Consider the following 26,700-nt stretch of genomic DNA (forward strand, 5'->3'; position numbering starts at 1 on the left):
GGCCTTGCGCGCAAGGCCCTGCGGTGAGGACATCGGCTTGTCGCAAACCGCTTCGATCTGGCTCGTGATATTGGCTGCCCTTGTGGCAGCCAATTTGCCTTTCTTCAACCCCCGCTGGCTGCAGCTGGGGCCGCTGCGCACCCAGCGCAAGCCGCTGGCCCTGTGCCTGCTGGAGATGGTGCTGCTGTACTTCATCGTCGGCGGCGTGGCGCTGCTGCTGGAGCGCCGCGTGGGGCAGATTGCACCCCAGGGCTGGGAGTTCTATGCCATCACGGGGGCGTTGTTCCTGACACTGGCATTCCCGGGTTTCGTCTATCGTTTCCTGATTCACCGCCGCGGCTGAGGCCGCGGTGCCGGTTGCTTCATGGATGAGGGTGCGCGATGAAAGTGCTCGACCTCCATTGCCCGCAGGGCCACCTCTTCGAGGGCTGGTTCGCCTCGGAAGAGGATTTCCAGAGCCAGCTGCAGCGCCAGCTGGTGCTGTGCCCCGTCTGCGGCCACAGCGACATCACCAAGCGCCTGAGCGCCCCCCGCATCAATCTTGGCGCCAAGCCTGCAAGCTTGCCCCCGGCGGCGGCGGCAGAGCCTGCTGCAGCCGCCTCGGCCGCCAGCGCGGCAGCCGCTGCTTCAACGGCCATGCCGCCCCAGGCGCGTGAGCAATTGCAGGCCATGTAGGCCGCCTGGCTGCAGTGGTCGCGCAAGGTCGCGCAGCAGACCGAGGACGTGGGCGAACGCTTTGCCGATGAAGCCCGCCGCATGCACTATGGCGAGACCGAAGAGCGCGCCATCCGCGGCAAGGCGAGTCCCGAGCAGGCCATGCAATTGCTGGACGAAGGCATTGCCGTGGTTCCATTGGCCTTGCCGCAAGGCAGCAAGGAAACGCTGCAGTAACTTGCTCCGGGCACATGCTGTCTTGGCGGCGACAATTGCGCTCATGCCGATCAATCGCCAATTCACATGCCAGGCAATCACCTGATGCTATTAATTGAATAGCGCTTTGAGTCGCTTTGTCGCCATTCAATTGATGGGGCGACAAACCCAAGCATATCCGCGGCTTTTCGCATAGTGACTGAGCAGGCCACAGGGAGATTGCCCACCTGGGTGTTTCCCGTAAGGCAGCAGACATTGGTCGCTGTCTGCCAAGCCGCAAAAAGGGTAGTTTGCTATCTCTTTGGAAGCGCTCTGGCCTTCCGCGTGGGCGTCGCCGGGCCGAGGTGATGGAGAACCCTAGGGCCCGCCTGCAGCCGCGGCGCCTTGCAGCCCCGTGACTGCTTGATTATTTCAAGTGTGAGTGGTTGCTTCTTGTTTTTGCGGCGACTCGTCTTGATGCGCCATGCTGCAGTGCGGGGCAGGGCCTGTGCTTAGGAGCACCTACGTAGGCGTTTTCCCGCTGCGGTGCACAACGTCGGCAAGCCTACGATGCGTCCGACCCTGCACAACGCCCACCAGAGCCTCTGGCGACGCGTTGGCGGCTGGCAGCATCAACGGAGCAGGCGAAGCGCACATGAGCGACGTTATTCTCGAAACCCGGAACCTGACCAAAGAGTTCAAGGGATTTACGGCGGTGAGCAAGGTGGACCTTTCGGTGCGCCGCGGCTCCATCCATGCCTTGATCGGCCCCAATGGCGCAGGCAAGACCACCTGCTTCAATCTGCTGACCAAGTTCCTGGAGCCCACCTCCGGCACCATCCGTTTCAATGGCGAGGACATCACGCGGGAAGCACCGGCGCAGATTGCGCGCCGTGGCGTGATCCGGTCCTTCCAGATCTCGGCCGTGTTCCCGCATTGCACGCTGCTGGAGAACGTGCGCATCGGCCTGCAGCGCAAGCTGGGCACGGAGTTCCATTTCTGGCGCAGCGAGAAGAGCCTGTCGCAGCTCGATGACCGCGCCATGCAGTTGCTGGCCGAAGTGGGCCTGCAGGACCTGGCCGACGAGGTCACGGTCAACCTGCCCTATGGCCGCAAGCGTGCGCTGGAGATTGCCACCACGCTGGCCATGGAGCCCGAGCTGATGCTGCTGGACGAACCCACGCAGGGCATGGGCCACGAAGACGTGGACCGCGTGACCCAGCTGATCAAGAAGGTCTCGGCCGGCCGCACGATTCTCATGGTGGAGCACAACATGAAGGTGATCTCCACCATTGCCGACCGCATCACGGTGCTGCAGCGCGGCGCCGTGCTGGCCGAGGGGCCGTACGAGGAAGTTTCGCGCAACCCCCAAGTGATGGAAGCGTATATGGGCACCACCGACGGCCAGTTGCAGGGAGCGCATTGAGATGACTGCACCGGCATTGGAAATCAAGGGCCTGCAGGCCTGGTACGGCGAATCCCATGTGCTGCACGGCATGGACCTGGTGGTCCAGCCCGGCGAGGTGGTCACGCTGCTGGGGCGCAACGGCGCGGGCCGCACGTCCACGCTGCGCGCCATCATGGGTCTGACGGGCGCGCGCAAGGGCTCGATCAGGATCAATGGCGTGGAAGCCATCCACATGCCCACGCACCGCATTGCCCACCTGGGTGTGGGCTACTGCCCTGAAGAGCGCGGCATCTTCTCCAGCCTCTCGTGCGAAGAGAACCTGATGCTGCCGCCGCCGCTCAAGACCGGCCAGCCGGGCATGAGCGTGGATGAGATCTACGCCATGTTCCCCAACCTGGCCGAGCGCCGCCACAGCCAGGGCACGCGCCTGTCGGGTGGCGAGCAGCAGATGCTGGCTGTTGCGCGCATCCTGCGCACGGGCGCGCGGCTGTTGCTGCTCGACGAGATCTCCGAAGGCCTGGCCCCCGTCATCGTGCAGGCGCTGGCCCGCATGATCACCATGCTGCGCACCAAGGGCTACACCGTGGTGATGGTGGAGCAGAACTTCCACTTCGCGGCGCCGCTGGCCGACCGCTTCTACGTGGTCGAGCACGGCCATGTGGTCGAGCGTTTCGGCGCGGCCGAGCTGCAGGCCAAGATGCCCGTGCTCAACGAACTGCTCGGAGTCTGACCCGGATATCCATCGTGGCTGGCGCCTGGGGCTCGCCGGCTGCATTCCTGCCATGGCCCTGTGACAAAAAACCCAAGACATCAACGCGAAGGAGACACCAATGAAAGCAAAACTGACCGCACTGTCGTGCATGCTGGCCGCCGCCGGCCTGGCCAGCCCGCTTGCCATGGCACAGGAGAAGGTGAAGATCGGCTTCGTGACCGACATGTCCAGCCTCTATGCGGACGTGGAAGGCAAGAATGCCGTCACCGCGATGCAGATGGCCATCGATGACTTCGGCGGCAAGGTGCTGGGCCAGCCCATCGAGCTGCTGAGCGCCGACCACCAGAACAAGGCCGACATCGCCGCCTCCAAGGTGCGCGAGTGGGTGGACACGCAGGGTATCTCGCTGGTGTTCAGCGGCACCAACTCCGGAACGGCCCTGGCGGTGTCGCAGGTGGCCAATGAGAAAAAGCGCGTGCACTTCAACAGCGGCGCAGGCTCGTCGGCGCTGACCAACGAGCAGTGCAATCCCTACACCGTGCACTACGCCTATGACACCGTGGCCCTGGCCAAGGGCACGGGCACGGCCGTGGTGGAGCGCGGCGGCAAGGACTGGTTCTTCCTGACGGCAGACTACGCCTTCGGCCACGCGCTGGAGAACGACACCACGGCGGTGATCAAGGCCAAGGGCGGCAAGGTGGTGGGCGGCGTCAAGCATCCGCTCAATGCCTCGGACTTCTCGTCCTTCCTGCTGCAGGCGCAGGCCTCCAAGGCCCAGATCCTGGGCCTGGCCAATGCCGGTGGCGACACCATCAACGCCATCAAGGCGGCCAAGGAATTCGGCATCAACAAGAGCATGAAGACCGTGGGCCTGCTGGTGTTCCTGACCGACATCCACAGCCTGGGCCTGAAGAACACCGAAGGCATGCAGTTCACCACCAGCTGGTACTGGGACCAGAACGACGCGGCGCGCAAGTTCGCCGAGCGCTTCTTTGCCAAGACCAAGCGCATGCCCACCTCCATCCAGGCCGCCGACTACTCGGCCGTGACCAGCTACCTCAAGGCCGTGCAGGCCGTGAAGTCCACGGATGCCGACAAGGTCATGGCCCATCTCAAGAGCACGCCCATCGACGACTTCTACGGCAAGGGCTCGATCCGTCCCGACGGCACCTTTGCCCACGACATGTACCTGGTCGAGGTCAAGAAGCCCGCCGAGTCCAAGAAGCCCTGGGACTACCTGAAGGTCGTGGCCACGCTGCCCGCCGACCAGGTCTGGACCACCAAGGCCGAGACCAAGTGCGCGCTGTGGAAGTAACGCCGCGCCGCCACTGACCCCCAACCGCCACCCGGCCAACCACGACAGCTGCATCCCATGGAAATCTTTGGTGTTTCCCTGCCAGGCCTGATGAGCCAGCTCCTTCTGGGGCTGGTCAACGGCTCGTTCTACGCCATCCTCAGCCTGGGGCTGGCGGTGATCTTCGGCCTGCTCAACGTGATCAACTTCGCCCACGGCGCGTTGTTCATGCTGGGCGCCATGGTCACCTGGATGGCCATGAGCTACTTCAACATCAACTACTGGGTGATGCTGGTGCTGTCGCCGCTGCTGGTGGGCCTGCTGGGGGTGCTGATCGAGCGCTTCCTGTTGCGCTGGATCTACAAGCTCGACCATCTCTACGGCCTGCTGCTGACGCTGGGCCTGTCGCTGCTGATCGAGGGCCTGTTCCGCTCGGTCTACGGCGTCTCGGGGCTGGGCTATGACACGCCCGAGCTGCTGGAGGGCGCGACCAACCTGGGCTTCATGATCCTGCCCAACTACCGCGCATGGGTGGTGCTGGCCTCCATCGTGGTCTGCGTGGCCACCTGGTTCATGATCGAGAAGACGCGCATTGGCGCCTACCTGCGGGCCGGCACCGAGAACCCGCGCCTGGTCGAGGCCTTCGGCGTCAATGTCCCCGTGATGATCACGCTGACCTATGCCTTCGGCGCGGCCCTGGCCGCCTTTGCCGGCGTGCTGGCGGCGCCCGTCTACCAGGTCACGCCGCTGATGGGGCAGAACCTCATCATCGTGGTCTTCGCCGTGGTGGTGATCGGAGGCATGGGCTCCATCATGGGCTCCATCCTCACCGGCCTGGGCCTGGGGGTGATCGAGGGCCTGACCAAGGTCTTCTGGCCCGAGGCATCGTCCACCGTGGTGTTCTTCATCATGGTCATCGTTTTGCTCATCCGCCCCGCCGGCCTGTTCGGCAAAGAGAAATAACAAGAACGAGGACAAGGGGCCGACCACATGAAATCCAAGACTCTCGTTCAACGCATTGCCCCCTGGGGCTATGGCCTGCTGCTGCTGGGCCTGCTGGCGGCGCCCCTGCTGGGCGCGTATCCGGTGTTCGTGATGAAGCTCATGTGCTTCGCACTGTTCGCCTCGGCCTTCAACCTGCTGCTGGGCTACACGGGCCTGCTGTCCTTCGGCCACGCGGCCTTCCTGGGCGGCGCGGCCTATGTGACCGGCTACGCCATCAAGGGCTGGGGCTTCACGCCCGAGCTGGCCATGCTGGCCGGCACGGCCGGCGGCGCGCTGCTGGGGCTGATCTTCGGCTGGCTGGCCATCCGCCGCCAGGGCATCTACTTTTCCATGATCACGCTGGCGCTGGCCCAGATGCTGTTCTTCGTGTGCCTGCAGGCGCCCTTCACGGGCGGCGAGGACGGGCTGCAGGGCGTGCCGCGCGGCAAGCTGTTCGGCCTCATCGACCTGGCCAGCGACATGACCATGTACTACGTCACGCTGGTCATCGTGGTCCTGGCCTTCCTGCTGATCGTGCGCACCATCCACTCGCCCTTCGGCCAGGTGCTCAAGGCCATCAAGGAGAACGAGCCGCGCGCGACCTCGCTGGGCTACGACGTGGCGCGCTTCAAGCTGCTGGCCTTCGTGATCTCGGCCGCGCTCACGGGCCTGGCCGGTTCGCTCAAGACCGTGGTGCTGGGCTTTGCCACGCTGTCGGATGTGCACTGGACCACCTCCGGCCACGTGATCCTGATGACGCTGATGGGCGGCCTGGGCACGCTGTCCGGCCCCATCCTGGGATCGGCCGTGGTGGTCATGCTGGAGAACAAGATCGGCGAGTTCGGCCTCTTCCTGCAGCGCCTCACGGGCGTGGAGTGGTTCTCCACGCTGGGCGAGTCGGTGACCATCGTCACGGGCCTGATCTTCGTGGTCTGCGTGCTGCTGTTCCGCAAGGGCATCATGGGCGAGCTGATCGTCCGTCTGCAGAAAAAGCGTACCCCTTGAGAGCCGGGTTGGGACGGTTTCAAGGGGGTGGGCTACGTGCCCATGCTGTTGACTGCCATAGCTACAACTGCAGCGGCCGGGCGTAGCCCGTCATCTCCAGGTATCCCTGACCGGCTCGCGCCTCCTGGCCCGGGCCGGTGGGCTTTTGCAGGCTGCACAGGCCCTCCCAGTAGATGGCGCCGGTGGAGGCGCTGCTGTCCAGCTCCTGGTCATCGACCAGGGCGTTCACGATGAAGCGGCCTGCGGGCGTGTCCACCTGCCATTGCACGGGGTAGCGCGCTCCGCTGGCAGGGCTGCTCCAGTGGCGCAGCGGCGTGAACTGCACTGCATCGTGGGCGAAGACCTGCAGCGTGCCATCCACACCGCGCAGCGAGCCTCCGGCCCACAGCGCGCTGCCATCGCTGCGGCGCACTCGGAAGGCCGTGAGCGCGCCGCCGTCGAACAGGTTCATGCCTATCCAGTCCCAGCCCACGGCCTCGGGGTGCAGCAGGGCCTGGCTCCATTCATGGTCCAGCCAGGCGCGGTTGTCGCCGGGCTCGCGTGCGGCTTCTATCGCCATGCGCTGGCCTGCCAGCTCCAGCGTGCCGCTCACCTGCAGCTGCGGGCGGCTGTAGTAGTAGCTGGCCTGATCGGGTTCGGGACCCTTGCGCGACAGGCCGGCGCGGCCCTGCAGCAAGGGGGGCAGGCGGGTGTCAAAGTGCAGGTCCAGGGCGAATGTGCTGCTGCGCAGGCGCGTGGTATAGCGCTCGGCAGCGCCTTCATCGGTGCGCTGCAGCGACCAGTCCTGCAGCCGCACGTCGGCATCGGTCTCGCTGGCCTGGGCAATGCCAAAGCCTGCGCGCGCAATGCGCTGGTCGTGGTGCAGGCGAGCGCCCTGCACATCGCACAGCGCCGCATGGGCAAACAGCAGCTGGCGCGCCGCAAAGGCGGAGCGCAGCTCCTGCGTGGCCTGCACGCGCGACCGGAAGAAGGTGATCTGGAAACCCCAGGCCCGGCCCGCTGCGCGTGCCTGGCCGGTGATGTACCACCACTCGGTGCGCAGCCCGGGGTGGCTGCCGTGGTCGCGCGGGAAGACCAGCGTGCGTGGCGGCAGTGCCTGGGCGGGCAGTCCTGCCGCCCCCAGGCCCAGGCCGGCAGCCAGGCCCAGCAGATGGCGGCGGGGCAGGGGCATCATGGATCAGCCTTGCAGCTGCGCGATGCGCGCCTGGGCCGGCCCGCAGTCGCCGATGCGCTGCATCACCCAGTCCGCATCATGGTAGGTGGGCAGGTAGCGCTCGCCCGCATCGCACAGCAGCGAAAGAATGGAGCCCTGCTCGCCGCGCTGGCGCATCTCGCTGGCCAGCCTGAGCATGGCCACGTAGTTGGTGCCCGTGGACGGTCCCACGCGCCGGCCCAGCAGTGCGGACAGGCTGCGCATGGCGGCCAGGGAATCGCAGTCCGCCACTTCCTCCATGCGGTCCACCAGCGTGCGCACAAAGCTGGGCTCCACGCGCGGGCGGCCTATGCCCTCGATGCGCGAGCCCGGCGCGGTGAGGGTGGCATCGCCCGTGCGGTGGTAGGCGGCGAACACCGAGCCCTCGGGGTCGGCCACGCAGATGCCCGTGGCATGGCGCTGGAAACGCACGTAGCGGCCGATGGTGGCACTGGTGCCGCCCGTGCCCGCGCCCACCACGATCCAGCGCGGCACGGCATGGCGCTCGCGCCGCATCTGGGTGAACATGCTCTCCGCAATATTGTTGTTGCCACGCCAGTCGGTGGCGCGCTCGGCATAGGTGAACTGGTCCATGTAGTGGCCGCCGGCCTGCGCGGCCACGGCGCGTGCCTCGTCATAGACCTGGGCGGCGCTGTCCACCAGATGGCAGCGGCCGCCGTAGAACTCGATCAGTGCAATCTTCTCCACCGAGGTGCTGCGCGGCATCACGGCCACGAAGGGCAGGCCCAGCAGGCGCGCGAAGTAGGCCTCGCTCACGGCCGTGGAGCCGCTCGATGCCTCGACGATGGTCGATCCCTCGTGCACCCAGCCATTGCACAGCGCATAGAGAAACAGCGAGCGCGCCAGCCGGTGCTTGAGGCTGCCCGTGGGGTGGGTGGATTCGTCCTTGAGGTAGAGGTCGATCCCCAGGCCGGCAAAGCCGGGCAGGGGCAGCGGGATCAGGTGCGTGTCGGCACTGCGCTGGTAATCGGCCTCGATGCGGTTGATGGCCTCATGCAGCCAGGAAGAGGTGGTGTGCGGCATGGCGGCCATTGTCGCAGGCTGCCCTGCCCACGCGGCTACAGGCCGTAGAACGGGCGGTTGGCCTCGATGCGTGTCTGCTCGCTGGCGGGGTAGCGGCGTTCGGCCAGCAACTGCTGCAGCGCGGCGCGGCCCAGGTCGCGCAGCGGGGTGTAGAAGGCGCTGACGGCCAGCTCGTCCAGTGCGCGCCAGGCATAAACCTGGGCGTCGATGAACAGGATGTCCTCGGCCGGGCGCGGCAGCGCGGCGGCCTGGCGCGCATAGAGGCAGGCCAGGGCAAACTCGGACCGCTCGCGATGGTAGCGCGCCAGCTCGCACAGGGGCTCGGCCCGCTGCGGTCGCGCGGCATAGGCGGTGAGATAGGCCTCGCGCACGGCGGCTGGCTCGGCGCCCGAGCGCTCCAGCAGCACGCCGATCTGGAACAGCGCAAACCACTGCTCCTCGGCCCAGCCGCCCATGGCGGCGCGCTGCCGGTACCACTGCAGGCTGGACTCGATCTGGCCTGCGTCGCGGTGGCTTTGCGCCAGATAGAACACGTTGCGCGTGTTGCCGGGCTGCTCGCGCACGGCCTTTTCGAGCACGGCGATGTCACGCAGGTAGGTCTGCGGGTCCCGCGCCCGTGCGCCGTCGTGCGAGACATCGATGTACGGCCCCGCCAGCATCTGCCAGGCCTGGTGCGCCGGGGCGGTCAGGTACTCGTGCAGCACGCCTTCCCAGCGCCAGTCCACGCGCGTGGCGATCAGCGCATTGCGCTGGTATTCGGTGCCCGCCATGTGGCAGGACAGCATGCAGCCGTCCGCCTCCAGCGCCGGCCATGCAAAGCCTTCGGGCACGCGCAGCTGCTCGTCGGCATCGATGAACAGCAGGTAGTCGCCGTGCGGCCGCGCCAGCTCCAGCGCCTCGTTGCGGTTGTGGGCGAAGTCCACCCAGGGCCGCTCGTGCAGGCTGCCGGGCACGCCCTCCATGCACTGGCGCACCAGGTCCTGCGTGCCGTCGCTGGAGCCCGTGTCCACGATCACCCAATGGTCCACCCACGGCTTGACCGAGGCCAGGCAACGCGCGATCACCGGGGCCTCGTTCTTGACGATCATGTTCAGGCAGATATGGACGCGTCGCGCAGGTCGCATAGCGAGCTCACTGGCAGGAGGCCACCACGATCAAACCGGTAACCGCCGTATTGAAGGCCTGGGTGCCAACCAACTGCACAGTCATGGTGTCGCCTGGTGCGTAAGTGGCGGGGCCGGACACATCGCATGTGGGGTTGGCATTGGAAAGCGAACAGATCGGCACGCCCGACACATTGGAGAAGTTCTCGTTCACGCCTCGACGCAGCTGCAGCGTCAGGCTCAACGCCCTGTTCTCTGTCAGCATGGCGCGCAATGAAGCATTGGTGCATGAGGTGTGTACCATGCGCTGCGCATCGGTCTCGAATGTGTTACCGCCGCCGTTGGCAAACAAATAAATTGTGCCGGTGCCAGCGCTGTTGCCGCGGGCAGGAGTTGTATACGTCTGGAAAAACCCACCCGAGCCTGCAGGCCCCTGGGCTCCTGCAGGGCCTGTGGGGCCTTGAAGTCCAGCTCCTGTGGCACCCGTCACGCCCTGGATGCCCTGGATTCCCTGAATGCCTTGCGCGCCCTGGGGCCCTGTGGGACCTGTGTCACCCTGGGCCCCTGTCACGCCCGTAGCCCCTGTCATGCCGGTCGGGCCCGTCGGGCCGGTTGCACCCGTGGCCCCTGTAGGTCCGGTGGGTCCGGTCGCGCCAGTGGCACCCGTCGAACCCGTGGCACCTGGGGTGCCCGCACCGGTGGCCCCAGTCGGACCAGTGACTCCCGTTGCGCCTGTCGGTCCAGCCACCCCCGTGGCGCCGGTCACGCCTGCTGGGCCTGTTGCCCCTGTGGCGCCGGTCGCACCTGTGGCTCCCGTAGCGCCAGTTGCCCCGCCGCCCACACCCGGCGCGCAATGCACCAATTGCCCCGTGGCGCCGTCAACGCACAGCAGCTGGTTGCCAGTGGCTGCATCGGCAGGCAGGGCTGGTACCAGCACCTCCCCTGTGTTCTGTACCCGCAAGCGTTCGGCCCCCGCAGAATTCTTGATCACGAAATTGCCACCGGCCGGCATAGTGATGCTCACGTCGGCGGCATGGGCTGCCGGGCTGAAGATTCCCGCGCTGATGCACAGCGACCAGAGAAGGCGGGGAGGGATGGGGAAGTTGCGACGGTCCATGGTTCAGATGCTGCTTGGATGAATACGCGCGGAAAGCCGGCACCCGCGTGGCGGGCGCCAGGATGGAAGAAGAATGGGCCGGCCCAGGGGCCGGATGCCGGGGCGCCCGGCCTGCTCAGAGGCGTGTTGCGCGGCGCTGGCGGTGCAGGGCCATGCCGCCGAGCAGCAGGCTCATCAGCATCAGCCCGTAGGTGCTGAGCGTGGGGATGCTGGCCGGAGCCGTCACCACAGGCGCTCCGATCTGCACGTTGCCAGGCACCACGCTGCCGCTGCTGTTGACCAGGGTCGCCGACGGCCCCATGGTCACCACGGCGGTGCCAGGGCCGGAAGAGGTCAGCACCACCGGCTTGCCGGGAGAGCCCAGCGTGAGCGTGCCCAGCACGGTGAGGTTGGTACCTGCGGGAAGAACGATGGTCGGGGGTGTCGGGCCGGTGCTGATCAGTGTCAGATCCTTCACGACGATATTGCCGCTGAGTGTCAGGGTCGTTCCGGGTGCACAGGTGTCTGAAAGCACAACGCTGCTGGTGCCGAGATTCAGTGCCGCCGCGCTCGTCAGGTCGCCGCCGATGTTGAGCTGGCCGCCCGTGCCGGTCACCGTGGAGCCCGCGTCAAAGGCAAAGGACCCCGAATCGAAGGTGCCCGTGCCCAGGGCCAGTTCCCCGCCCATCGAAACGGGGACGCAAAACGAATTGAACGAACCGCCAGCCAGATCGATGCTGGAGCCTGGAGGAAAGACAATCTGCCCCCAGGCCGAGCCGCACATTGCCGCGCCCAGGGCCAGCGACGCAGCCCAACGTTTTCCGAAACCTGCCATGAGTCCGATCTCCCGCGTACAGACGGCAATGCGCCTGTCTGATTTTTGTAGAGGCAGGCACCCCCCGTGGATAGGGCGCAGCACTGCCGAAGTCGGGCGAATGATCAGATGGAAAATGATTCTCTTGTAAGAAAAATTAACAATTGATTATGCGTTTTCATTTTTTGCAGGCTATCGGTTTGCGCGGAGGGATGGGGTTTACCAATCCTCCTTGACCGCCAGCACCGCCTCGCGCCCTGCAGCCGCACGCCCGGCCAGCCAGGCCGTCAGCGTGCCTGCCGCGATCACGCTGGCAGCCAGCGCCAAAAGGCGGGACCACGGCAGGGACAGCTCCATGGTCCAGTGAAAGCTTTGCGGATTCACCACGTGCACCAGGATCGCGGCCACGCCCAGGCCCAGCAGGCTGCCGGCGATGGCGCCGGCCGTGGTCCAGGCCATGCCTTCGCCGGCCACCACCGCCAGGATGTCGCGCCGCGTCAGGCCCAGGTGGGCGAGCAGGCCGAATTCCTTGCGCCGCGCCAGCACCTGGGCGCTGAAGCTGGCCGCGATGCCGAACAGGCCGATGCCGATGGCCACGGCCTGCAGCCAGTAGGTCACGGCAAAGCTGCGGTCGAAGATGCGCATGGAGCGCTCGCGCAGCGCGCCGCTGCTGGCGAACTCCAGTGCCTGCGCGGCGCCCGGCCCGGTCATCAGCGACTGGATGCGCGCCTGCAGCTGCTGTGCCGTGGCCGTGTCGTCGCCGTCCGGCCAGATGGCGATTTCGGTGGGGCCTGCCGTGGTGGCGCTGCCGTCGGCAAGCCGTTGGTAGTCATCCCAGTCCATGGCGATGGCGCCGAACTGGCGCACATAGTCGCGCCAGATGCCGGCCACAAACACGCGGGAATCTTCCGACGGCAGGGCCTGGGCCAGCAGCGGCCACTCCTGGCCCGGCCGCACGCCATAGAGTTGGGCCACGGCTTCACTGACATAGACGGGCGTGCTGCCAGCGGGCGCTTGCACGGGGCCTTGTATCCACGGCAACTGCTGGCCCTGGGGGCCATGCAGCGGGCGCAGCAGCAGGCTGACGGCGGGGCGATCCGGGCTGAGCCACAGGCTGGTGCTGCGCATGGGCTGGGCGCGCTGTACGCCAGGCAGGGCGGCAATGCGCGCGGCCAGATCGGCGGGCAGGGGCGCGGCATCGGCACGGCCTGCGCTGCCGGCCGTGCGCAGGTACAGCGGGGCGGGCAGCACGGCGTCCAGCCAGGCGATCATGCTGTCCCTGAAGCTGGCCACCATCACGGTCAGCGCCACGGCCAGGCTCAGGCTGGCCACTACGCCGCCCACGGCCACGGTGGTGCTGCGGCGCATGCGCCGTGCGCGCTCCACGGGCAGCAGGGCCAGCGGCCGGCGCAGCAGCGATTGCGGCACCAGGCGCAACAGCTGGCCCAGCAGCCAGGGCAGGGCGGCCATGCCGCCCAGAAGCAGCAGGGCCACGGCGGCATAGGCGGCCAGGGGAATGCCGGCCACGGGCGGCACAAAGGCCAGGGCCACGCTGGCTGCCATCAGCCGCAGGGCCGGCAGGCCACGCGCCGCGCGTTCGGAGCCCGCGCCCTGGCCCTTGAGCGTGGCGGCGGGCGGCAACTCCATGGCCTGGCGCGCCGGCCACCAGCCGCCAGCCACGGTGGCGGCCACACCCAGCAGGCCAAAGGTCAGCGCGGCGCTGGCGCTCCACTGCAGCGCGGGCTGCACGCCGGCAAAGTAGCCGCCGCCCAGGTCACCGCCCAGCATGTGCAGGGCCAGCCAGGCCAATCCCGCGCCCAGGGCAATGCCGGCCGCGCTGCCCAACAGTCCCAGCAGCAGCGATTCCAGCAGCACCAGGCCCAGGCGCTGGCGCGGTGTCAGTCCCAGCACGGCCAGCAGGGCGAACTGCGGCGCGCGCTGGGCCACGCTGAGCGCCAGCACCGAGAACACCAGGAACGCCCCCGTGAACAGCGCCACCAGGGCCAGCACCGTGAGGTTGACGCGGTAGGCGCGCGACATCTCGGCAATGCGCTGCTGGTCGTCGCCGGGGCGGCTGGCCAGGGCCTGGGCGGGCCAGTCGGGCAGGCGGCGCAGTTCGGCCAGCAGGGACTCGCGCCTGGCGCCTTCGGCCAGCAGCACATCGATGCGGTCCACCTGGCCCCAGCGCTGCAGGCTGTCCTGCAGCGCACCGATGTCCATCACGGCCAGCGGCGGGCCGGATGCGGCCACCGTGCCCGCGATGCGCAGGGTCTGCGCGCGCCCGCCCAGTTGCCATGGCAGGGGCGTGTGCCGCGCCTGCTCCGGCGTCAGGCCCAGGGCTTCGAGTGCCGTTGCATTGAGGAAGACCGCATCGGGCGCGAACAGGTCCAGCCGCCCGCCGCCATCGAACAGCCGGGGCATGAGCGCAGGCGCCACGGGCGCCAGCCGCAGCGCATCGCCGCCCAGCACGCGCAACTGCACCGGCGTGGCGGTGCCGGCTAGGGCCGTGGCTTCGATCCAGGGTGCGGCCAGGCTGACCTGGGGCTGCTGCGCAACACGGCCATACAGCGATTCGGGCAGGCCGCCCTGCATGGCACGCAACTCCAAGTCCGGCTGGCCGCTGACCGTGCGCACGGCGCGCGAGAACTCATCGAGCGCGGACTGGTTGATCACATGCACGGCAAAGCCCAGGGCCACGCCCAGCATGATGGCCACCAGGGCGGTGGCCGTGCGCCAGGGATGCTGGCGCAGCTCCTGCCAGGAAAAGGTGCGAAGCAGGGCGAGCATGGGCGGATGGTCTCTGGCGCTAGGCGGGCTGCATGCCCTGTGCGGTCAGGCGCAGCACGCGGTCGGCACGGCGCGCGGCCTCGATGGAGTGCGTGACCAGCACCAGGGCGGCCTGGTGCTCGCGGGTCTGCTGCAGCAGCAGCTCCATGACCTGGGCGGCCGTGCCGGGGTCCAGGTTGCCCGTGGGCTCGTCGGCCAGCAGCAGGGCCGGGCCGTGGACCAGGGCGCGTGCAATGGCCACGCGCTGCAGCTGGCCGCCGCTGAGCTGCCAGGGCAGGCGCTGCTCCAGCCCCTGCAGCCCGACGGCCTGCAGCAGTTGCTGCACGCGCTGGCGGCCCGCAGCATCCAGCCGCTGCAGCAGCATCAGCGGCAGGGCCACGTTGTGCCAGACATCCAGGTGCGGCAGCACATGGAAGGCCTGGAACACGAAGCCCACATGGCTGCGCCGCCACAGCGCACGGCCGGTTTCATCCAGGGCCGACAGGTCCTGGCCTTCGTGCAGCACGCGGCCCTGCTGCCACTCATCGAGCCCGGCCAGGCAGTTGAGAAAGGTGGACTTGCCCACGCCCGAGTCACCCACGATGGCCACGAACTCGCCGCGCGCCACGCTGCAGTCCACGTTCTCGAAGACGGCGGTTTCCGTGCCGCCGTCGTTGCGGTAGCGCCGCGCCAGGCCCTGGACCTGAAGCAGCGGCGACTGAGTCAGCGGCGTGTTGTCCCGGGGCGCGGCAGTCATGAAGGCGGTTTCCTGTTCAGCCGTTGCGGGCCTGGGTTGCTGCGGCCACCACGGCCATCGCTGCCTGCAGCAGTTGCTGCTGGGCATCGGGCGTATCGCAGGCAATGGCATGGCGGGCGGGCATGCTGCGCAGCCAGGTGATCTGGCGCTTGGCCAGCTGGCGCGTGGCGGCAATGCCGCGCTCGCGCAGCGAGTCCATGGGGTACAGGCCGTCCAGCGATTCCCAGGCCTGGCGGTAGCCCACGCAGCGGATGGAGGGCAGGTCCAGGTGCAGGTCGCCGCGCGCGCGCAGCTGCAGCACCTCGTCGATGAAGCCGGCGTCCAGCATGGCGTCGAACCGCTGGGCAATGCGCGCATGCAGCCAGGCGCGGTCCTGCGGCTCCAGCGAGAAGAAGCCGCCGGGGCTGATCAGGCCCTGTGCCGCATCCTTGCCCGCCCGCGTATGAAAGCTGGACAGCGGTTTGCCCGACACCTGCCAGACCTCCAGCGCGCGCTGTATGCGCTGGCTGTCGGCCGGCGCCAGGCGTGCGGCCGTGGCGGGATCGACCTGGGCCAGCAGCGCATGCATGGCGGGCCAGCCGATCTGCGCGGCCTGGGCGTCCAGCCGCTCGCGCACGGCGGGGTCGGCGGCCGGCATGTCGTCAATGCCATCCTGCAGGGCCTTGAAATACAGCATGGTGCCGCCCACCAGCAGCGGCAGGGCGCCGCGCGCGTGGATCTCGGCCACCAGGCGCTGCGTGTCCTGCACGAATTCGGCCGCGCTGTAGGCCTGCAGCGGGTCTCGGATATCGATCAGGTGATGGGGGCAGGCAGCCAGTTCTTCGGGCGTGGGCTTGGCCGTGCCGATGTCCATGCCGCGATAGACCAGGGCCGAGTCCACGCTGATGATTTCTGCGGCCTGGCCGCGTTCGGCCAGCAGCCTGGCCAGGGCCAGGGCGGCAGCGGTCTTGCCGGAAGCGGTGGGGCCGGCGATGGCCAGGCAGGGGAGCGGGGAAGCGGTGGACATTCAAAAAACACAAACGCAGGAAATGAAAATCAGCGGTGGCCATCGACCCCGCCGTGGCGGCGCACCAGCCCCCAGGCGACCAGGGCCGTGCACACGCCCCAGAACCAGATGCCGAAGGCCATGGGCCGGGTGGACTGGCCGTCCAGGTGCAGGCCCAGCCAGTGTCCCATGGCAAAGGCGATGAGCATCATGGTGAAGCCGTTGAGCGCCGAGGCCGTGCCCGCCGACTGCGGGAAGGGCGCGATGGCATTGCTCTGGCCGCAGGGCATGTGCACGCCATGGGCGATCTGGAAGATATAGAAGGGCAGGGCATAGGCCCAGAGGCTGCGCGCATCGGCCAGCGCCGCAATGCCGATGGCCGTGGCCGACAGCAGGCTGGCCAGCCCGGCAATCTGCACGGCGCGCCGCACATCCATGCGCTGCAGAAGCCAGCGGCACAGGAAGGTGCCCGCGATGTAGCACAGCGCATTGCTGCCCATCAGCAGGCCGTAGCCCGTGCGGCTTACGCCCAGCACATGGATATAGGTGAAGGAAGATGCGGCCAGATTGGTGAACAGGGCCGCATAGGTGCAGCAGGTCAGCAACTGGTAGGACTGGAATCCCGGGTGGCGCAAGATGGTGATCCAGTTGCGCGCCAGGGCCAGCGGCTGCAGCGCCGTGGGATTGGTGCGGGCCAGTGTCTCCGTGAAGCGCAGGGCCACCAGCAGCAGGGCCAGCGCACCCATTACCGCCTGGGCCAGCATGGTCGAGCGCCAGCCCAGCGAATCCACCAGCAGGCTGCCGCTGACGGGGCTCAGGAAGGCGATCACGCCCAGCCCGGTCAGCGCCTTGGACATGACCTGGGCACCCAGGTGCGGCGCGAACAGGTCGCGCACCATGGCGCGCGCGCACATCACGCCGGCGCCCAGCGATGCACCCTGCAGCGCGCGCCAGGCGATCAGCGATTCCATGGTCTCGGCGCTGGCGCTGCCCAGGGCCGCCAGCACATAGATGGACATGCCTGCCAGCAGGATGGGCCTGCGCCCTAAGCGGTCGGACAGCGGCCCCCAGGCCAGCTGCGAGCAGCCGAAGGCCAGCAGGAAAGCCGTCAGCGTGAGCTGCACCTGGGACACCTGGGTGGAGAAGGCCGCCTGTATCGAGGGCAGGGCGGGCAGGTACAGATCTGTGGCCAGCGGCTGAAGCCCCAGCAGCAGGCCGAGCAGGATGACGACCAGGACGGGGGACATGGCCGGCGGCGCTTGCGCGACGGCGGGAGACAGGGGCGCTGACATAGGCGCCCGAGGGTAGCAGAGAACCCGGGGTGCCGCTGTCCATGCCTTGGCGGCGCATATCCATCTGCGGATTGCGCAGTTGGGAACCGGCCCGCCCCTGCCTACATTGCATTGCAGAGCAACCCGACCCCAACCGAGCAATCAACGCAACTGCAAACAAAGGACCGTGATGGCAACGCCGACCGCTTTCTCCACCATCCCCGCCACCCTGCGCCAGGGTGCCTGCACCGTGCTGTACGTCGCGGCCCTGATCGGCGGCACGGCCCATGCCAATGCGCCCGTTCCCGAAGGTCCGCTGGTCAGCACCGAATGGCTGGCGGCCAACCTCAACCGCGCCGACGTGCGCATCGTCGAAGTCAGCGTCAACCCCGGCCTGTACGAGCGCTCCCATGTGCCGGGCGCGGTCAATTTCTCGTGGCACAACGATCTCAACGACAAGGTGCGCCGCGACATCGTGGGCAAGGAGCAGTTCGAGAAACTGCTGTCGCAGGCCGGCGTGAAGGACGGCACCACGGTCGTGCTGTACGGCGATACCAACAACTGGTTCGCGGCCTGGGGGGCCTGGGTCTTCGACATCTATGGCGTGCAGAACGTCAAGCTGCTGGACGGCGGCCGCAAGAAGTGGGAGGCCGAAAACCGCCCCCTCAACAACCGCGCCCCGGAATATGCGGCCACCACCTACCGCGTGGGCAAGGTCAACACCGCGCTGCGCGCGCGCCTGACCGATGCGCTGGCCTCGGCCGAAGGTCGCAGCGACGCCAGGCTCGTCGACATCCGCTCGGCCGACGAATACCAGGGCAAGGTCTTCGCCCCGGCCGGCGTGCCGGAGCTGGCCATCCGCGCCGGCCACATCCCCGGTGCCGTCAACGTGCCCTGGGGCCAGGCCGTGCGCGAGGACGGCAGCTTCAAGTCCGCCGAAGAACTCAAGAAGCTCTATGCGGGCGTGGGCATCGACGGCAGCAAGCCCGTGATCACTTACTGCCGCATCGGCGAGCGCTCCAGCCACACCTGGTTTGCGCTGTCCAAGATCCTCGGCTACCAGGTGCGCAACTACGACGGCTCGTGGACCGAATACGGCAACTCCGTGGGCGTGCCCATCAACAACCCGGCCGGTACGGTCTGGGCCGCGAAATGATTCCGCCGTCGATCAACCTGTCTTGAAGGCGGGGGCCGGGCGAGGGGTGTCAGTGCTCTTGGTTCGACGGATCAGGTGCGTGACGTGTGGCTTTGGCAAAAGCTCGGCTCCTTTGGGGCCCGCAGGCTGCGGGCCCCTTTTTTATGGGTGGATGGCAACAAAAGGGGGCAGGAATGACAAGCGTGACCGGTGAGCACACGCAGAACGTGAATGGCAGGCACAGGGCAAGGGACTGGACCAGATGGCTGCCCCTGGCCGCCGTGCTGGCCGCAGCCTGGCCTGTGGCGGCGCAGCTGCAGCTGCAAGGCGGCGGGCGCACCCTGGTCTTTGCGCTGGCGCTGGGCCTGCTGCTGGGGCTGGTGCTGCAGCGCTCGCGCTTTTGCTTTTACTGCCATGCGCGCGACTGGTTCGAGTTCGGCGACCCGCGCGGCGTGCTCTCCATCCTGCTGGCGCTGGCCGTGGGCTCGGCGGGCATGACCGTGGTGCTGGGCAGCTGGGTGGCCGTGCCCCAGCCTGGGCAGTTGCCGCCCGACATGCACATAGGTCCCGTGAGCTGGGTGCTGGTCCTTGCGGGCCTGGCCTTTGGAGCGGGCATGTCGGTCTCGGGCTCGTGCATCAGCGCCCACTGGTACCGGCTGGGCGAGGGCTCGCCCGTGGCGCCCTTTGCCCTGGTCGGCACGGGCCTGGGCTTCGTGCTGGGGTTTCGCAGCTGGAACCCGCTGTACAGCCTGGCCATTGCCGATGCGCCCGTCATCTGGCTGCCGGCCCATCTGGGCTATGGCGGCGCGCTGGCGCTGCAACTGGCCGTGCTGGGCCTGCTGGCGGCCTGGGTCTGGCGCATTCATGGGCGCTCGGGCCGCGCACAGCCCCGGCCTGCGGCAGAACCGGCGCAGCCACCGGGCCTGCGCCAGCTGTGGATGTCACTGTGGCAAGGCCGCTGGAACGCCGCGCTGGGCGGCCTGGCCGTGGGCCTGATCGCGGCCGCCGCCATCGTGCGCATGCGGCCGCTGGGCGTGACCACCACGCTGGGCAGCACCGTGCGCAGCTGGGCCCAGGCAGGCGGCTGGGTGCCCGAGCGCCTGCATGGCCTGGATACCCTGGGCGGATGCGCCACGGCCGTGCTCAACAGCCTGCTCACGCCCCATGCCGTGCTGCTGCTGGGCCTGGTGGCCGGCGCCTGGGGCGCCGCCGTGGCCAGCCGCCAGTGGACGCCACGCCGCCCCACCTGGCGCGATGCGGCTCGCGGCCTGGCCGGTGGCGCCTTGCTGGGCTGGGGCGCCATGACGGGGCTGGGCTGCACCATCGGCACGCTGCTGTCGGGCAGCATGGCGGGTGCGCTGTCGGGCTGGGTCTTTGGCGCGGCCGTGTTCACGGCGCTGTGGTTGGGTTTCGTGCTGCGGCGCTGGCAGGCCAGCCGGGACTGAGGGCCTTCAGCCGGCAGCCACACCCAGCAGCAGATCCGCGATCTCCTCCGGATACCGCTGCCGACGTCCGTCGATGAGCACGCAGCCGGGCGCCTCGGGGTCGGGCCTGGCCAGGGGCATGCCGTGGTCGATGAGGGCCTGGGCGCAGCCCAGCCAGTCGCCGCCGCCGGGTTCCGTGGATTCGGGCCGGTTCAGCGATGCCCAGCACAGGGTTCCTGCGCAGTTGTCGCCATAGGCGTGGCGTTCGGTCCACTGTGCGCCGTGCTCCAGCAGGAAGCGCGCCATGGCGGCATCGCCACGGAAAACGGCCTGGTTCAGTGCGGATGCATCCCAGTCGCCGCCGCGCGCAGCGATGGGCCAGCCCAGTTCCACCATGCAGCGCACGGCCTCCATGCGGCCCAGGGCTGCCAGTTCGGGCAGCATGCGCAGCTGCTCGTGAGACAGTCCTTGCAGCAGACCCGGGTGGGACGCGAGAAGCCCTCCGGCCCGGGCCCGGTCGCCCATGGCGCAGGCGGCAACGAACTGTTCTTCGGGCGTGGCGGTTTCAGCGCCCGTGGACTGTTCCAGCAGGACGGCCACGTCGGCCAGGCCAAAGCGCCGTGCCAGGCGGGCGGCGCCCAGGCCTTGCGGTGTGCGGGTGGCCGGGTCGGCTCCTGCATCCAGCAAGGCCTGCACGTGGGCGGGCGAGCGCAGCCGGCGTATCGCCCACAGCAGCGGGCGGCCCCATTCGCCCTGGCCGTTGTCCTCGTTCGGATCGGCTCCGTGGTCCAGCAGCAGGCGCAGGGCCTGCACATCGTCCAGGTCCAGCACGCGGAACAGGGCATTGCTGCCCTCCACACGCGCGCCCGCCTGCAGCAGCAGCCGCGTGCATTCGCGGCTGGCCGGCGTGCCTTCCAGAGAGTGGTAGAGCGATTCGCCGTCGTTGGGGTCGGCCCCGGCCTGCAGCAGCATCTGCGTCAGTTGCGCATCATGGTTCTGGCCTGCTGCGCCATAGAGTGCTGACAGCCGCTCGGTCTCGGAGGGCGCCTGCAGCGAGGCCGGCGGCCAGCGATTGCCCACGGTTTGCAGCGGGTCGGCGCCCGCGTCCAGCAGCCAGCGCGCGCAGGCGCGCAGCGGCTCGGCGAACTCGGGCAGGCGCAGCAGGCACGAGTGCGTGACGGCCACCAGCGGTGGCAGTCCCAGCGGCCCGCCTGCGCGCTGCAGCCAGCCGGGATCTCTGTGCGTGGCTTCGCGCAGCGCGGCCAGGTCGCCGATGGCGCAGGCCATCCAGGGATCATTGCCCGGCAGCTCCGGCCGCTCGTCCAGCAGGCGCCGGGCCAGCGCGGGCTGCGCGCGGTGCGTGCCGCCCGCCACATCGCCGGCATAGACCAGGGCCAGCCAGTGCAGCCGGGATGTCTCGGGGTCCGCCGCCAGGCGCTGGCATGCCTCGACGTAGCCTGACAGCTCGCTCCATGAAGCGAAACCGTGCTCGCGCGCCACGGCGGACTGGGCGTCGTGCAGCCGCAGGTCCATGGCGGCCAGCGCCTCTTCCGTGCGGCCCCGGGCAGCGGGCAGGTGGGCGCGCAATTGCTCCATGGCCTGGGCCGAGCCTGCGCGATAGGCGGCCAGCAGTTGCTTGGCCTGTTTCTTGAGATGGCCCATGTCGGGCCGGGCGGGGATGCGTTTCACAGGGATACCTCCGTGCACGAAGGCCAATGACCTGCAGCTTGGCGCACAAAGGCATGTGGCAAGAGAAAAACGCCGAGAGGCGCATACAGGTGGGTTCAACCCTTCCCGCAGGTCCGGGTGCGGCCTGCACCGCAAGCGCGGATGTTAGCGCAAGGCGACAGTCATCTGGGTGACAGCCGGCAGCCCCTGCTTGCGGGTTCCTACCCGCATGGCGGGCCAGTTGTCTGGCATAGGCTGCGTCGGCACTCCCCCTTGAAACGGATTTTTTGCGCGCGTTCCCCTTCAAACCTTCATCCCAAGGAGACAGTCTTATGCGAGCCCTGCGTTGGAATCGTTGGAAGTATCTCGGTCTGCTGGCGGTCACGGGCCTTGCGGCCTGCGGCGGGGGGGACGGTGATGCGCCCGAGGAAACCCGGGCCCAGGACAGCCGCAGCTTTGCGCCGGCCAATCCTTCTGCCACCACGTTCGATGCGCTGGCGGCTGCCGCTGGCGACACGGTGGACAACGCCAGCACCAGCCGCTGGGCCGGAGTGCTGGAAGGCGCGGCCTACCGCATCGAGGTGCCGGCCAACTGGAATGGCCGCCTGGTGATGTATGCCCACGGCTATGCGGGCGAGGGCAGTGCGCTCAACGTCACCAATCCGTCCATACGCCGCTACCTGATCCAGAACGGCTATGCCTGGGCAGCATCCAGCTACAGCAAGAACTACTACGACGTGCGCGCCGGCGTGGAGGACACGAACGCGCTGGCGCTGGCCTTCAACCGCCTGGCCGCATCTCACGGCCGGCCGCTGGCGCAGCCGCAGCGCCTGTACATCACCGGCCATTCCATGGGCGGCCATATCACGGCGGCGGCCATCGAGGCCGAAGCCCAATCAACGGCCCGCAACAAGGTGCGCTACCAGGGCGCCGTGCCCATGTGCGGCGTGATGGGCGATACCCAGCTGTTCGACTACTTCGCGGCGGCCCAGATCACTGCCCAGGCCCTGGCGGGCGAGGCCCAGCATGCCGTCACCGACTGGGCGGCCATCCAGGGCAAGGTGACATCGGCCCTGTTCACGACCTTCCCGTCTGCACCTACCGCGACGGGCCGCGCCTATCTGTCGGTGATCCAGAATCTCACGGGCGGTCCGCGCCCGCTGTTCGACCTGGGTGTGGCTGTGGGCGGCTCGTTCGCTCCGGTCTGGGGCGTGTTCGGCAGCGACGGCTCGGTCAATGGCATCCTGAACCGCAACGTGACCGATACCAACCGCTTCACCTACCGCATCGATGGGGATGCAGCGGCCTCGGCCGCGCTCAATGCCTCCGCGCAAAAGCGCACGGCCGCGCCCGATGCCAACCGGCTGCGCCGCGACGGCCTGCGCTGGATTCCCGTGAGCCCAGGCGACATCGGCATTCCCGTGGTGACGCTGCACACGCTGGGCGACCTGTATGTGCCGTTCAGCATGCAGCAGATCTACCAGCGACGCGTGGCCGACAAGGGCAAGGACCGTTGGCTGGTGCAGCGCGCCATCCGCGGCGCATCGCACTGCGACTTCACCGTGGCCGAGCAGGTGGAGGCCTTCGATGCCATGGTGCAGTGGGAGCAGGGCGGCGCCAGGCCGGGCGGTGACGATGTGCAGACGGCCGCCACGGTGGCCGCGCCCACCTATGGCTGCCGCTACACGCGCAACACGCTGGGCCCGGATGACAGCACCACCACGCGGCAGTTGCGCGCCGTGATCTCGCAGAACGCGGCAAGCTGCCCGTAGCGCGGAAGGCGGCGCAGGCTGCGCCGCTCAGCGCGGGCTTGCTGGCGCGGTGGGCGCCTGTGCGAGCAGGCGCAGCCCGAACAGCTCGTCCAGCGCCTGCCGGTATTGCTCCATGGCGCGCGACTGGGTGTTGTGGTGGTTGCCGCCTTCGATGAGCACGAAGCGCTTGGGCTCGCTGGCCGCGTCGAACAGCTGGCGGCCCAGCGTGGCGGGGATCAGCGGATCGGCGCTGCCGTGCACGACCAGCAGCGGCGAGCCTATGCCGGCCACCTTGTCGATGGAGGCAAAGCGCTGCGTGATCAGCGGCCCCACGGGAAGCCAGCCCCAGCGGAAGCTGCGGACCACGTCGGGAATGCTGGTGAAGGTGGCCTCGACCATGACGCCGGCCTCATCCTGGACGCTGCGCGCCAGGTCGATGGCGATGGCGCCGCCCAGCGAATGGCCGAAGATGAAGCGCGGCCGGCCCGGAGCGTGCCGGCCCAGCCAGTCCCAGCCTGCGCGTGCGTCCTCGGCGGCCGATTCCTCGGACGGCAGGCCGGCGCTGCTCTTGCCAAAGCCCCGGTAGTCGATGGCCAGCACCGAAAAGCCCAGTTCGTGCAGCCGCCGGATGCGCGGCGAGGAACCGGCAACGTTCCAGCGCGCGCCATGCAGGTACAGCAGCACGGGGGCGTTGCCGGCCGTGGCCGGCTGGGGCAGCCACAGCGCATGCAGGCGGGCGCCGTCCTGCGTTGGCATGTCGATCCAGACATCTTCCATGCCGGCCGTGTTGGCGCCGGGCCAGCTGCGGTCGCTGGGCTGGAAGATCCATTCGCGCTGCTTGGTGTCCAGCACGGAGCAGCCGCTGGCCGCCAGCAGCGCGGCCACGCCCAGCGCTGCCGTGAGCCGGTGCAGGCGCCGTCGGGGCCACAGGTGGGAAAGCAGTGAGGGCATGACGCAACAATGGATGCACGGGCCGGCCAAAAGTTCAGCGCCGCCGCCGTGCCGGCAGGCGCTGTCATGGATTGGCGCTATTCTTGCCGCTGGTCCGCAGGCTGTCCTGGCTGCACGGGCCTCTCCCCACTGTTGATGAGTGAACCTGTATGCCGATACGCCTGGGCCTGGCCGCCAACCGAATCCACCACCAAACCGAGGATGCCGCACTGTTCGGCTGGCTGCGCGCCTGCGAGTCCGGCATCCGCGAGCTGCAGCTGGGCCTGCATGCCGTGGGCCGCACCTTCGATGCCATCCAGGCGGCCGGCATGCTGGCGTCCTACCGGGGCCTGCGCCGCTATCCCTATGGCCGCGAAGGCGGGCTGATGAAACTGGTGGCCGAGGTGGTGGGCGTGGAAGGTGACGAGCGCACCATCGACGGGGCCATCTATTTCACCGACCCGGTGGATCCGTCCTCCATCTTTCCCGAGGCCGTGGCGCTCAAGCGCCAGTGCGTGATCCATGGCAAGCCCTTCCTGTCCACCGTGGCCTCGGCGCGGGACTGGGTCGAGATGGAGCGCATCCAGGCAGGTCTGCCCAAGGATGCCGGTGCGCAGCGCTTTCACGACTACGCACAGCAGACGCTGGCGCTGATCGCCCACGATGCGCTCAAGCCCACCATGCTGGATTTCGCGGCGCGCAACTTCGAGCTGCTGTCGCGCTTTGGCCGGCGCGTGGGTACGGGCACCACGGGACAGAGGCTCAACGAAATGGCCTGGAGCCGTGGCTGGCCCGAGGACCGGCCCTGGGTGGACCGCTACAACAGCGGCCCGCTGGGCGGCGATGCGCAGATCGCCGACCTGGTGCTGGACCGCCGCTGCCAGCGCGTGATCTTCTTCGAGGACCCGCATGTGGCGCGCCAGCACGAGGCCGACATCCAACTGCTGGAGCGCGCCGTGACCACGGTGACGCACGACACGGTCTGCACCACTTCTCCGGCCGTGGCGCAGCGCTGGTGCGATGCGGCCTTGATGCGCCGCTGAAACCTTCGTCGCGCAGACGACAGCCTTGCGGCCTGCGGGCGGGCGAACACCCGTGACCGGCCGGGGGCTTTCTGCAAGACTGGCCGTTTCCAAAACCAAGGAGACAACGATGGTCAGTCCGCTCTTTCGGCGTTCCCGGCATGCCATGGCCCTGCTGGCGCTACTGCCCGGCTGGGTGGCGGCCCAGGCACAGGCCCCCGCAGCGCCCGCGCTGCCGCCGCCCGACAGCGTGCGCCTGGAGCAACTGGGGCTGATGCAGGGCTTTCCTCCGGCCGCCGACAAGCGAGTGGACGTGTCCAACGGCTACCGCTATCCGCAACTGCGCTGGGTGGTGCAGCACCTGCGCGAAATCCAGCCCACGCAGAACATCCGGCGCGGCGCGGCGGCGCCCTCGGCCCTGCCCGAAGCGCCCATGGCCCTGGGCGGCCTGCGCTTTGACGACGACAAGGGCCAGCCCGTCACCGTGGACCAGTGGCTGGACCGCACCTATACCGACGCCATCGTGGTGCTGCACAAGGGGCGGGTGGTCTTCGAGCGCTACCAGAACCAGATGCAGGCCAGCTCGCCGCACCTGCTGTTCTCGGTCACCAAATCGTTCACCGGCCTGATGGCCGCGCAACTGGCCCACGAAGGGCGCATCGACCCCCAGGCGCTGGTCACGAAGTACGTGCCTGAGCTGGAAGGCTCGGCCTGGGGCGACATGACGGTGCGCCAGGTCATGGACATGACGGGTGCCGTGCGCTTTCGCGAGGACTACACCGACCCCAAGACCGAGATCTTCGGCTACTCCTGGGCCTCGGGCATGCTGCCGCGTCCGCCCGGCTACGCGGGGCCGACCAATGTGTACGACTTCCTCAAGACGCTGCCCAAGGAAGGCACGCATGGCGAGGGCTTTGTCTACCGCACCGTGCATTCCGAGGTGCTGGGCTGGATCGTCTCGCGCGTCACTGGCCGGCGCTGGAGCGATCTCATGAGCGAGAACATCTGGCAGAAGCTGGGCATGCAGGAAGACGCCTATGTGATGGTGGACAGCACCGGCACGCCGCTGCAGGGCGCGGGCCTGAACGCCACGGCGCGTGACCTGGCGCGCGTGGGCGAGATGCTGCGCCTGGGCGGCAGCTTCAACGGCCACAAGATCTTCGACAAGGCGGTGCTGGACGACATTGCGCGCGGCGGCGACCGCGAGCAGTTCAAGTTCCGCGGCATCCAGGCCGCGCGGCCCGGCTACAGCTACCGCAACCAATGGTGGGTACTGCACAACGCCGATGGCGCCTACGAGGCCGCTGGCATTCACGGCCAGTTCATCCACGTGAACCCGGCCGCGCAGATGGTGGTGGTCAAGCTGTCATCGCACCCGGTGGCGGGCGCGGCCTTCACGCATGCGTTGACGCTCAAGGCCTGGGCGGCGCTGGCCGATGCGGTGCGCGACAGGTAAGGCGCGCGAATCCATCTCTTTCCATGAAAAAAGC

The 26,700-nt window shown here is 68.3% G+C and carries 22 protein-coding genes and 1 pseudogene; 12 read left to right on the forward strand and 11 right to left on the reverse strand.

Annotated elements, in window-relative coordinates; translation table 11 throughout:
- Positions 1–37: 37 nt before the first annotated feature.
- From G4D77_RS24165 to G4D77_RS24195, 7 genes and pseudogenes are all read left to right on the forward strand, one after another.
- Positions 38–343 carry a DUF2818 family protein gene (locus tag G4D77_RS24165; protein WP_016447700.1) on the forward strand — a complete coding sequence of 102 codons (306 nt, stop codon included), beginning with the start codon at positions 38–40 and terminating at the stop codon, positions 341–343.
- Between the two features lie 38 nt (positions 344–381).
- Positions 382–891: pseudogene (locus G4D77_RS24170) on the forward strand (DUF1178 family protein).
- A gap of 613 nt (positions 892–1,504) precedes the next feature.
- A complete protein-coding gene (locus G4D77_RS24175; protein WP_012206963.1) occupies positions 1,505–2,275 on the forward strand; it encodes an ABC transporter ATP-binding protein in 771 nt (256 codons plus the stop codon).
- Position 2,276: 1 nt separating this feature from the next.
- Complete coding sequence (locus G4D77_RS24180) at positions 2,277–2,987, forward strand: ABC transporter ATP-binding protein (protein ID WP_154833709.1); 711 nt, start codon at positions 2,277–2,279, stop codon at positions 2,985–2,987.
- A gap of 100 nt (positions 2,988–3,087) precedes the next feature.
- Complete coding sequence (locus G4D77_RS24185; RefSeq protein ID WP_016447696.1) at positions 3,088–4,284, forward strand: ABC transporter substrate-binding protein; 1,197 nt, start codon at positions 3,088–3,090, stop codon at positions 4,282–4,284.
- 57 nt (positions 4,285–4,341) lie between these two features.
- Positions 4,342–5,226, forward strand: coding sequence for a branched-chain amino acid ABC transporter permease (locus G4D77_RS24190; RefSeq protein ID WP_012206960.1), 885 nt, complete (start codon positions 4,342–4,344; stop codon positions 5,224–5,226).
- Between the two features lie 27 nt (positions 5,227–5,253).
- A complete protein-coding gene (locus G4D77_RS24195; RefSeq protein WP_016447695.1) occupies positions 5,254–6,252 on the forward strand; it encodes a branched-chain amino acid ABC transporter permease in 999 nt (332 codons plus the stop codon).
- Positions 6,253–6,313: 61 nt separating this feature from the next.
- On the opposite strand, the gene G4D77_RS24200 is transcribed toward G4D77_RS24195, so the two are convergent.
- From G4D77_RS24200 to G4D77_RS24245, 9 genes are all read right to left on the reverse strand, one after another.
- A complete protein-coding gene (locus G4D77_RS24200; protein WP_154833710.1) occupies positions 6,314–7,426 on the reverse strand; it encodes a lipocalin-like domain-containing protein in 1,113 nt (370 codons plus the stop codon).
- Between the two features lie 3 nt (positions 7,427–7,429).
- The gene (locus G4D77_RS24205) at positions 7,430–8,497 is read right to left on the reverse strand and encodes a PLP-dependent cysteine synthase family protein (protein ID WP_154833711.1); all 1,068 of its coding nucleotides are present in this window, start codon (positions 8,495–8,497) and stop codon (positions 7,430–7,432) included.
- Positions 8,498–8,523: 26 nt separating this feature from the next.
- Positions 8,524–9,612 (reverse strand): glycosyltransferase, encoded by a 1,089-nt coding sequence (locus G4D77_RS24210; protein ID WP_154833712.1) that lies wholly within the window; start codon positions 9,610–9,612, stop codon positions 8,524–8,526.
- Between the two features lie 7 nt (positions 9,613–9,619).
- Entirely contained in the window at positions 9,620–9,943 is a 324-nt protein-coding gene (locus G4D77_RS24215) for a hypothetical protein (RefSeq protein WP_227741054.1), read from the reverse strand.
- A gap of 880 nt (positions 9,944–10,823) precedes the next feature.
- Complete coding sequence (locus G4D77_RS24225; protein ID WP_154833714.1) at positions 10,824–11,522, reverse strand: IPTL-CTERM sorting domain-containing protein; 699 nt, start codon at positions 11,520–11,522, stop codon at positions 10,824–10,826.
- A gap of 198 nt (positions 11,523–11,720) precedes the next feature.
- On the reverse strand, positions 11,721–14,288 hold the full coding sequence (locus G4D77_RS24230) for an FtsX-like permease family protein (RefSeq protein ID WP_154833715.1): 2,568 nt from the start codon (positions 14,286–14,288) through the stop codon (positions 11,721–11,723).
- Positions 14,289–14,307: 19 nt separating this feature from the next.
- Positions 14,308–15,024, reverse strand: a complete 717-nt coding sequence (locus tag G4D77_RS24235) for an ABC transporter ATP-binding protein (protein WP_154833716.1) — start codon at positions 15,022–15,024, stop codon at positions 14,308–14,310.
- A 16-nt stretch (positions 15,025–15,040) separates the two neighbouring features.
- The gene (gene miaA, locus G4D77_RS24240) at positions 15,041–16,030 is read right to left on the reverse strand and encodes a tRNA (adenosine(37)-N6)-dimethylallyltransferase MiaA (RefSeq protein ID WP_154833717.1); all 990 of its coding nucleotides are present in this window, start codon (positions 16,028–16,030) and stop codon (positions 15,041–15,043) included.
- A gap of 29 nt (positions 16,031–16,059) precedes the next feature.
- The gene (locus G4D77_RS24245) at positions 16,060–17,256 is read right to left on the reverse strand and encodes a multidrug effflux MFS transporter (RefSeq protein WP_047217356.1); all 1,197 of its coding nucleotides are present in this window, start codon (positions 17,254–17,256) and stop codon (positions 16,060–16,062) included.
- A gap of 214 nt (positions 17,257–17,470) precedes the next feature.
- Between G4D77_RS24245 and G4D77_RS24250 the strand changes: the two genes are divergently transcribed.
- Together G4D77_RS24250 and G4D77_RS24255 are read left to right on the forward strand one after the other, a co-directional pair.
- The gene (locus tag G4D77_RS24250; RefSeq protein WP_017407485.1) at positions 17,471–18,436 is read left to right on the forward strand and encodes a sulfurtransferase; all 966 of its coding nucleotides are present in this window, start codon (positions 17,471–17,473) and stop codon (positions 18,434–18,436) included.
- A 173-nt stretch (positions 18,437–18,609) separates the two neighbouring features.
- Positions 18,610–19,860 carry a YeeE/YedE family protein gene (locus tag G4D77_RS24255; protein ID WP_154833718.1) on the forward strand — a complete coding sequence of 417 codons (1,251 nt, stop codon included), beginning with the start codon at positions 18,610–18,612 and terminating at the stop codon, positions 19,858–19,860.
- A gap of 6 nt (positions 19,861–19,866) precedes the next feature.
- On the opposite strand, the gene G4D77_RS24260 is transcribed toward G4D77_RS24255, so the two are convergent.
- Entirely contained in the window at positions 19,867–21,528 is a 1,662-nt protein-coding gene (locus G4D77_RS24260) for an ankyrin repeat domain-containing protein (RefSeq protein WP_154833719.1), read from the reverse strand.
- Positions 21,529–21,839: 311 nt separating this feature from the next.
- Here G4D77_RS24260 and G4D77_RS24265 point away from each other — a divergent pair, with 311 nt between their 5' ends.
- Entirely contained in the window at positions 21,840–23,279 is a 1,440-nt protein-coding gene (locus G4D77_RS24265; RefSeq protein WP_154833720.1) for an alpha/beta hydrolase family protein, read from the forward strand.
- Positions 23,280–23,306: 27 nt separating this feature from the next.
- Here G4D77_RS24265 and G4D77_RS24270 read toward each other — a convergent pair whose 3' ends face one another.
- A complete protein-coding gene (locus G4D77_RS24270; RefSeq protein WP_154833721.1) occupies positions 23,307–24,209 on the reverse strand; it encodes an alpha/beta hydrolase in 903 nt (300 codons plus the stop codon).
- Between the two features lie 149 nt (positions 24,210–24,358).
- Between G4D77_RS24270 and G4D77_RS24275 the strand changes: the two genes are divergently transcribed.
- Positions 24,359–25,231, forward strand: coding sequence for a methylglyoxal synthase (locus tag G4D77_RS24275; protein ID WP_016447679.1), 873 nt, complete (start codon positions 24,359–24,361; stop codon positions 25,229–25,231).
- Between the two features lie 109 nt (positions 25,232–25,340).
- Positions 25,341–26,666 (forward strand): serine hydrolase domain-containing protein, encoded by a 1,326-nt coding sequence (locus tag G4D77_RS24280; RefSeq protein ID WP_154833722.1) that lies wholly within the window; start codon positions 25,341–25,343, stop codon positions 26,664–26,666.
- Positions 26,667–26,700: the final 34 nt, after the last annotated feature.

The organism is Delftia sp. WY8, from assembly GCF_018437695.1.
Classification (GTDB): Bacteria; Pseudomonadota; Gammaproteobacteria; order Burkholderiales; family Burkholderiaceae_C; genus Comamonas; species Comamonas tsuruhatensis.

Excerpts from the sequence above, each read along its gene's own strand:
- G4D77_RS24175 (WP_012206963.1), top strand. The coding sequence starts at position 1,505 with ATGAGCGACGTTATTCTCGAAACCCGGAACCTGACCAAAGAGTTCAAG.
- G4D77_RS24180 (WP_154833709.1), top strand. The coding sequence starts at position 2,277 with ATGACTGCACCGGCATTGGAAATCAAGGGCCTGCAGGCCTGGTACGGC.
- G4D77_RS24185 (WP_016447696.1), top strand. The coding sequence starts at position 3,088 with ATGAAAGCAAAACTGACCGCACTGTCGTGCATGCTGGCCGCCGCCGGC.
- G4D77_RS24190 (WP_012206960.1), top strand. The coding sequence starts at position 4,342 with ATGGAAATCTTTGGTGTTTCCCTGCCAGGCCTGATGAGCCAGCTCCTT.
- G4D77_RS24195 (WP_016447695.1), top strand. The coding sequence starts at position 5,254 with ATGAAATCCAAGACTCTCGTTCAACGCATTGCCCCCTGGGGCTATGGC.
- G4D77_RS24200 (WP_154833710.1), bottom strand. The coding sequence starts at position 7,426 with ATGATGCCCCTGCCCCGCCGCCATCTGCTGGGCCTGGCTGCCGGCCTG.
- G4D77_RS24205 (WP_154833711.1), bottom strand. The coding sequence starts at position 8,497 with ATGGCCGCCATGCCGCACACCACCTCTTCCTGGCTGCATGAGGCCATC.
- G4D77_RS24210 (WP_154833712.1), bottom strand. The coding sequence starts at position 9,612 with ATGCGACCTGCGCGACGCGTCCATATCTGCCTGAACATGATCGTCAAG.
- G4D77_RS24225 (WP_154833714.1), bottom strand. The coding sequence starts at position 11,522 with ATGGCAGGTTTCGGAAAACGTTGGGCTGCGTCGCTGGCCCTGGGCGCG.
- G4D77_RS24230 (WP_154833715.1), bottom strand. The coding sequence starts at position 14,288 with ATGCTCGCCCTGCTTCGCACCTTTTCCTGGCAGGAGCTGCGCCAGCAT.
- G4D77_RS24235 (WP_154833716.1), bottom strand. The coding sequence starts at position 15,024 with ATGACTGCCGCGCCCCGGGACAACACGCCGCTGACTCAGTCGCCGCTG.
- miaA (WP_154833717.1), bottom strand. The coding sequence starts at position 16,030 with ATGTCCACCGCTTCCCCGCTCCCCTGCCTGGCCATCGCCGGCCCCACC.
- G4D77_RS24245 (WP_047217356.1), bottom strand. The coding sequence starts at position 17,256 with ATGTCCCCCGTCCTGGTCGTCATCCTGCTCGGCCTGCTGCTGGGGCTT.
- G4D77_RS24250 (WP_017407485.1), top strand. The coding sequence starts at position 17,471 with ATGGCAACGCCGACCGCTTTCTCCACCATCCCCGCCACCCTGCGCCAG.
- G4D77_RS24255 (WP_154833718.1), top strand. The coding sequence starts at position 18,610 with ATGACAAGCGTGACCGGTGAGCACACGCAGAACGTGAATGGCAGGCAC.
- G4D77_RS24265 (WP_154833720.1), top strand. The coding sequence starts at position 21,840 with ATGCGAGCCCTGCGTTGGAATCGTTGGAAGTATCTCGGTCTGCTGGCG.
- G4D77_RS24270 (WP_154833721.1), bottom strand. The coding sequence starts at position 24,209 with ATGCCCTCACTGCTTTCCCACCTGTGGCCCCGACGGCGCCTGCACCGG.
- G4D77_RS24275 (WP_016447679.1), top strand. The coding sequence starts at position 24,359 with ATGCCGATACGCCTGGGCCTGGCCGCCAACCGAATCCACCACCAAACC.
- G4D77_RS24280 (WP_154833722.1), top strand. The coding sequence starts at position 25,341 with ATGGTCAGTCCGCTCTTTCGGCGTTCCCGGCATGCCATGGCCCTGCTG.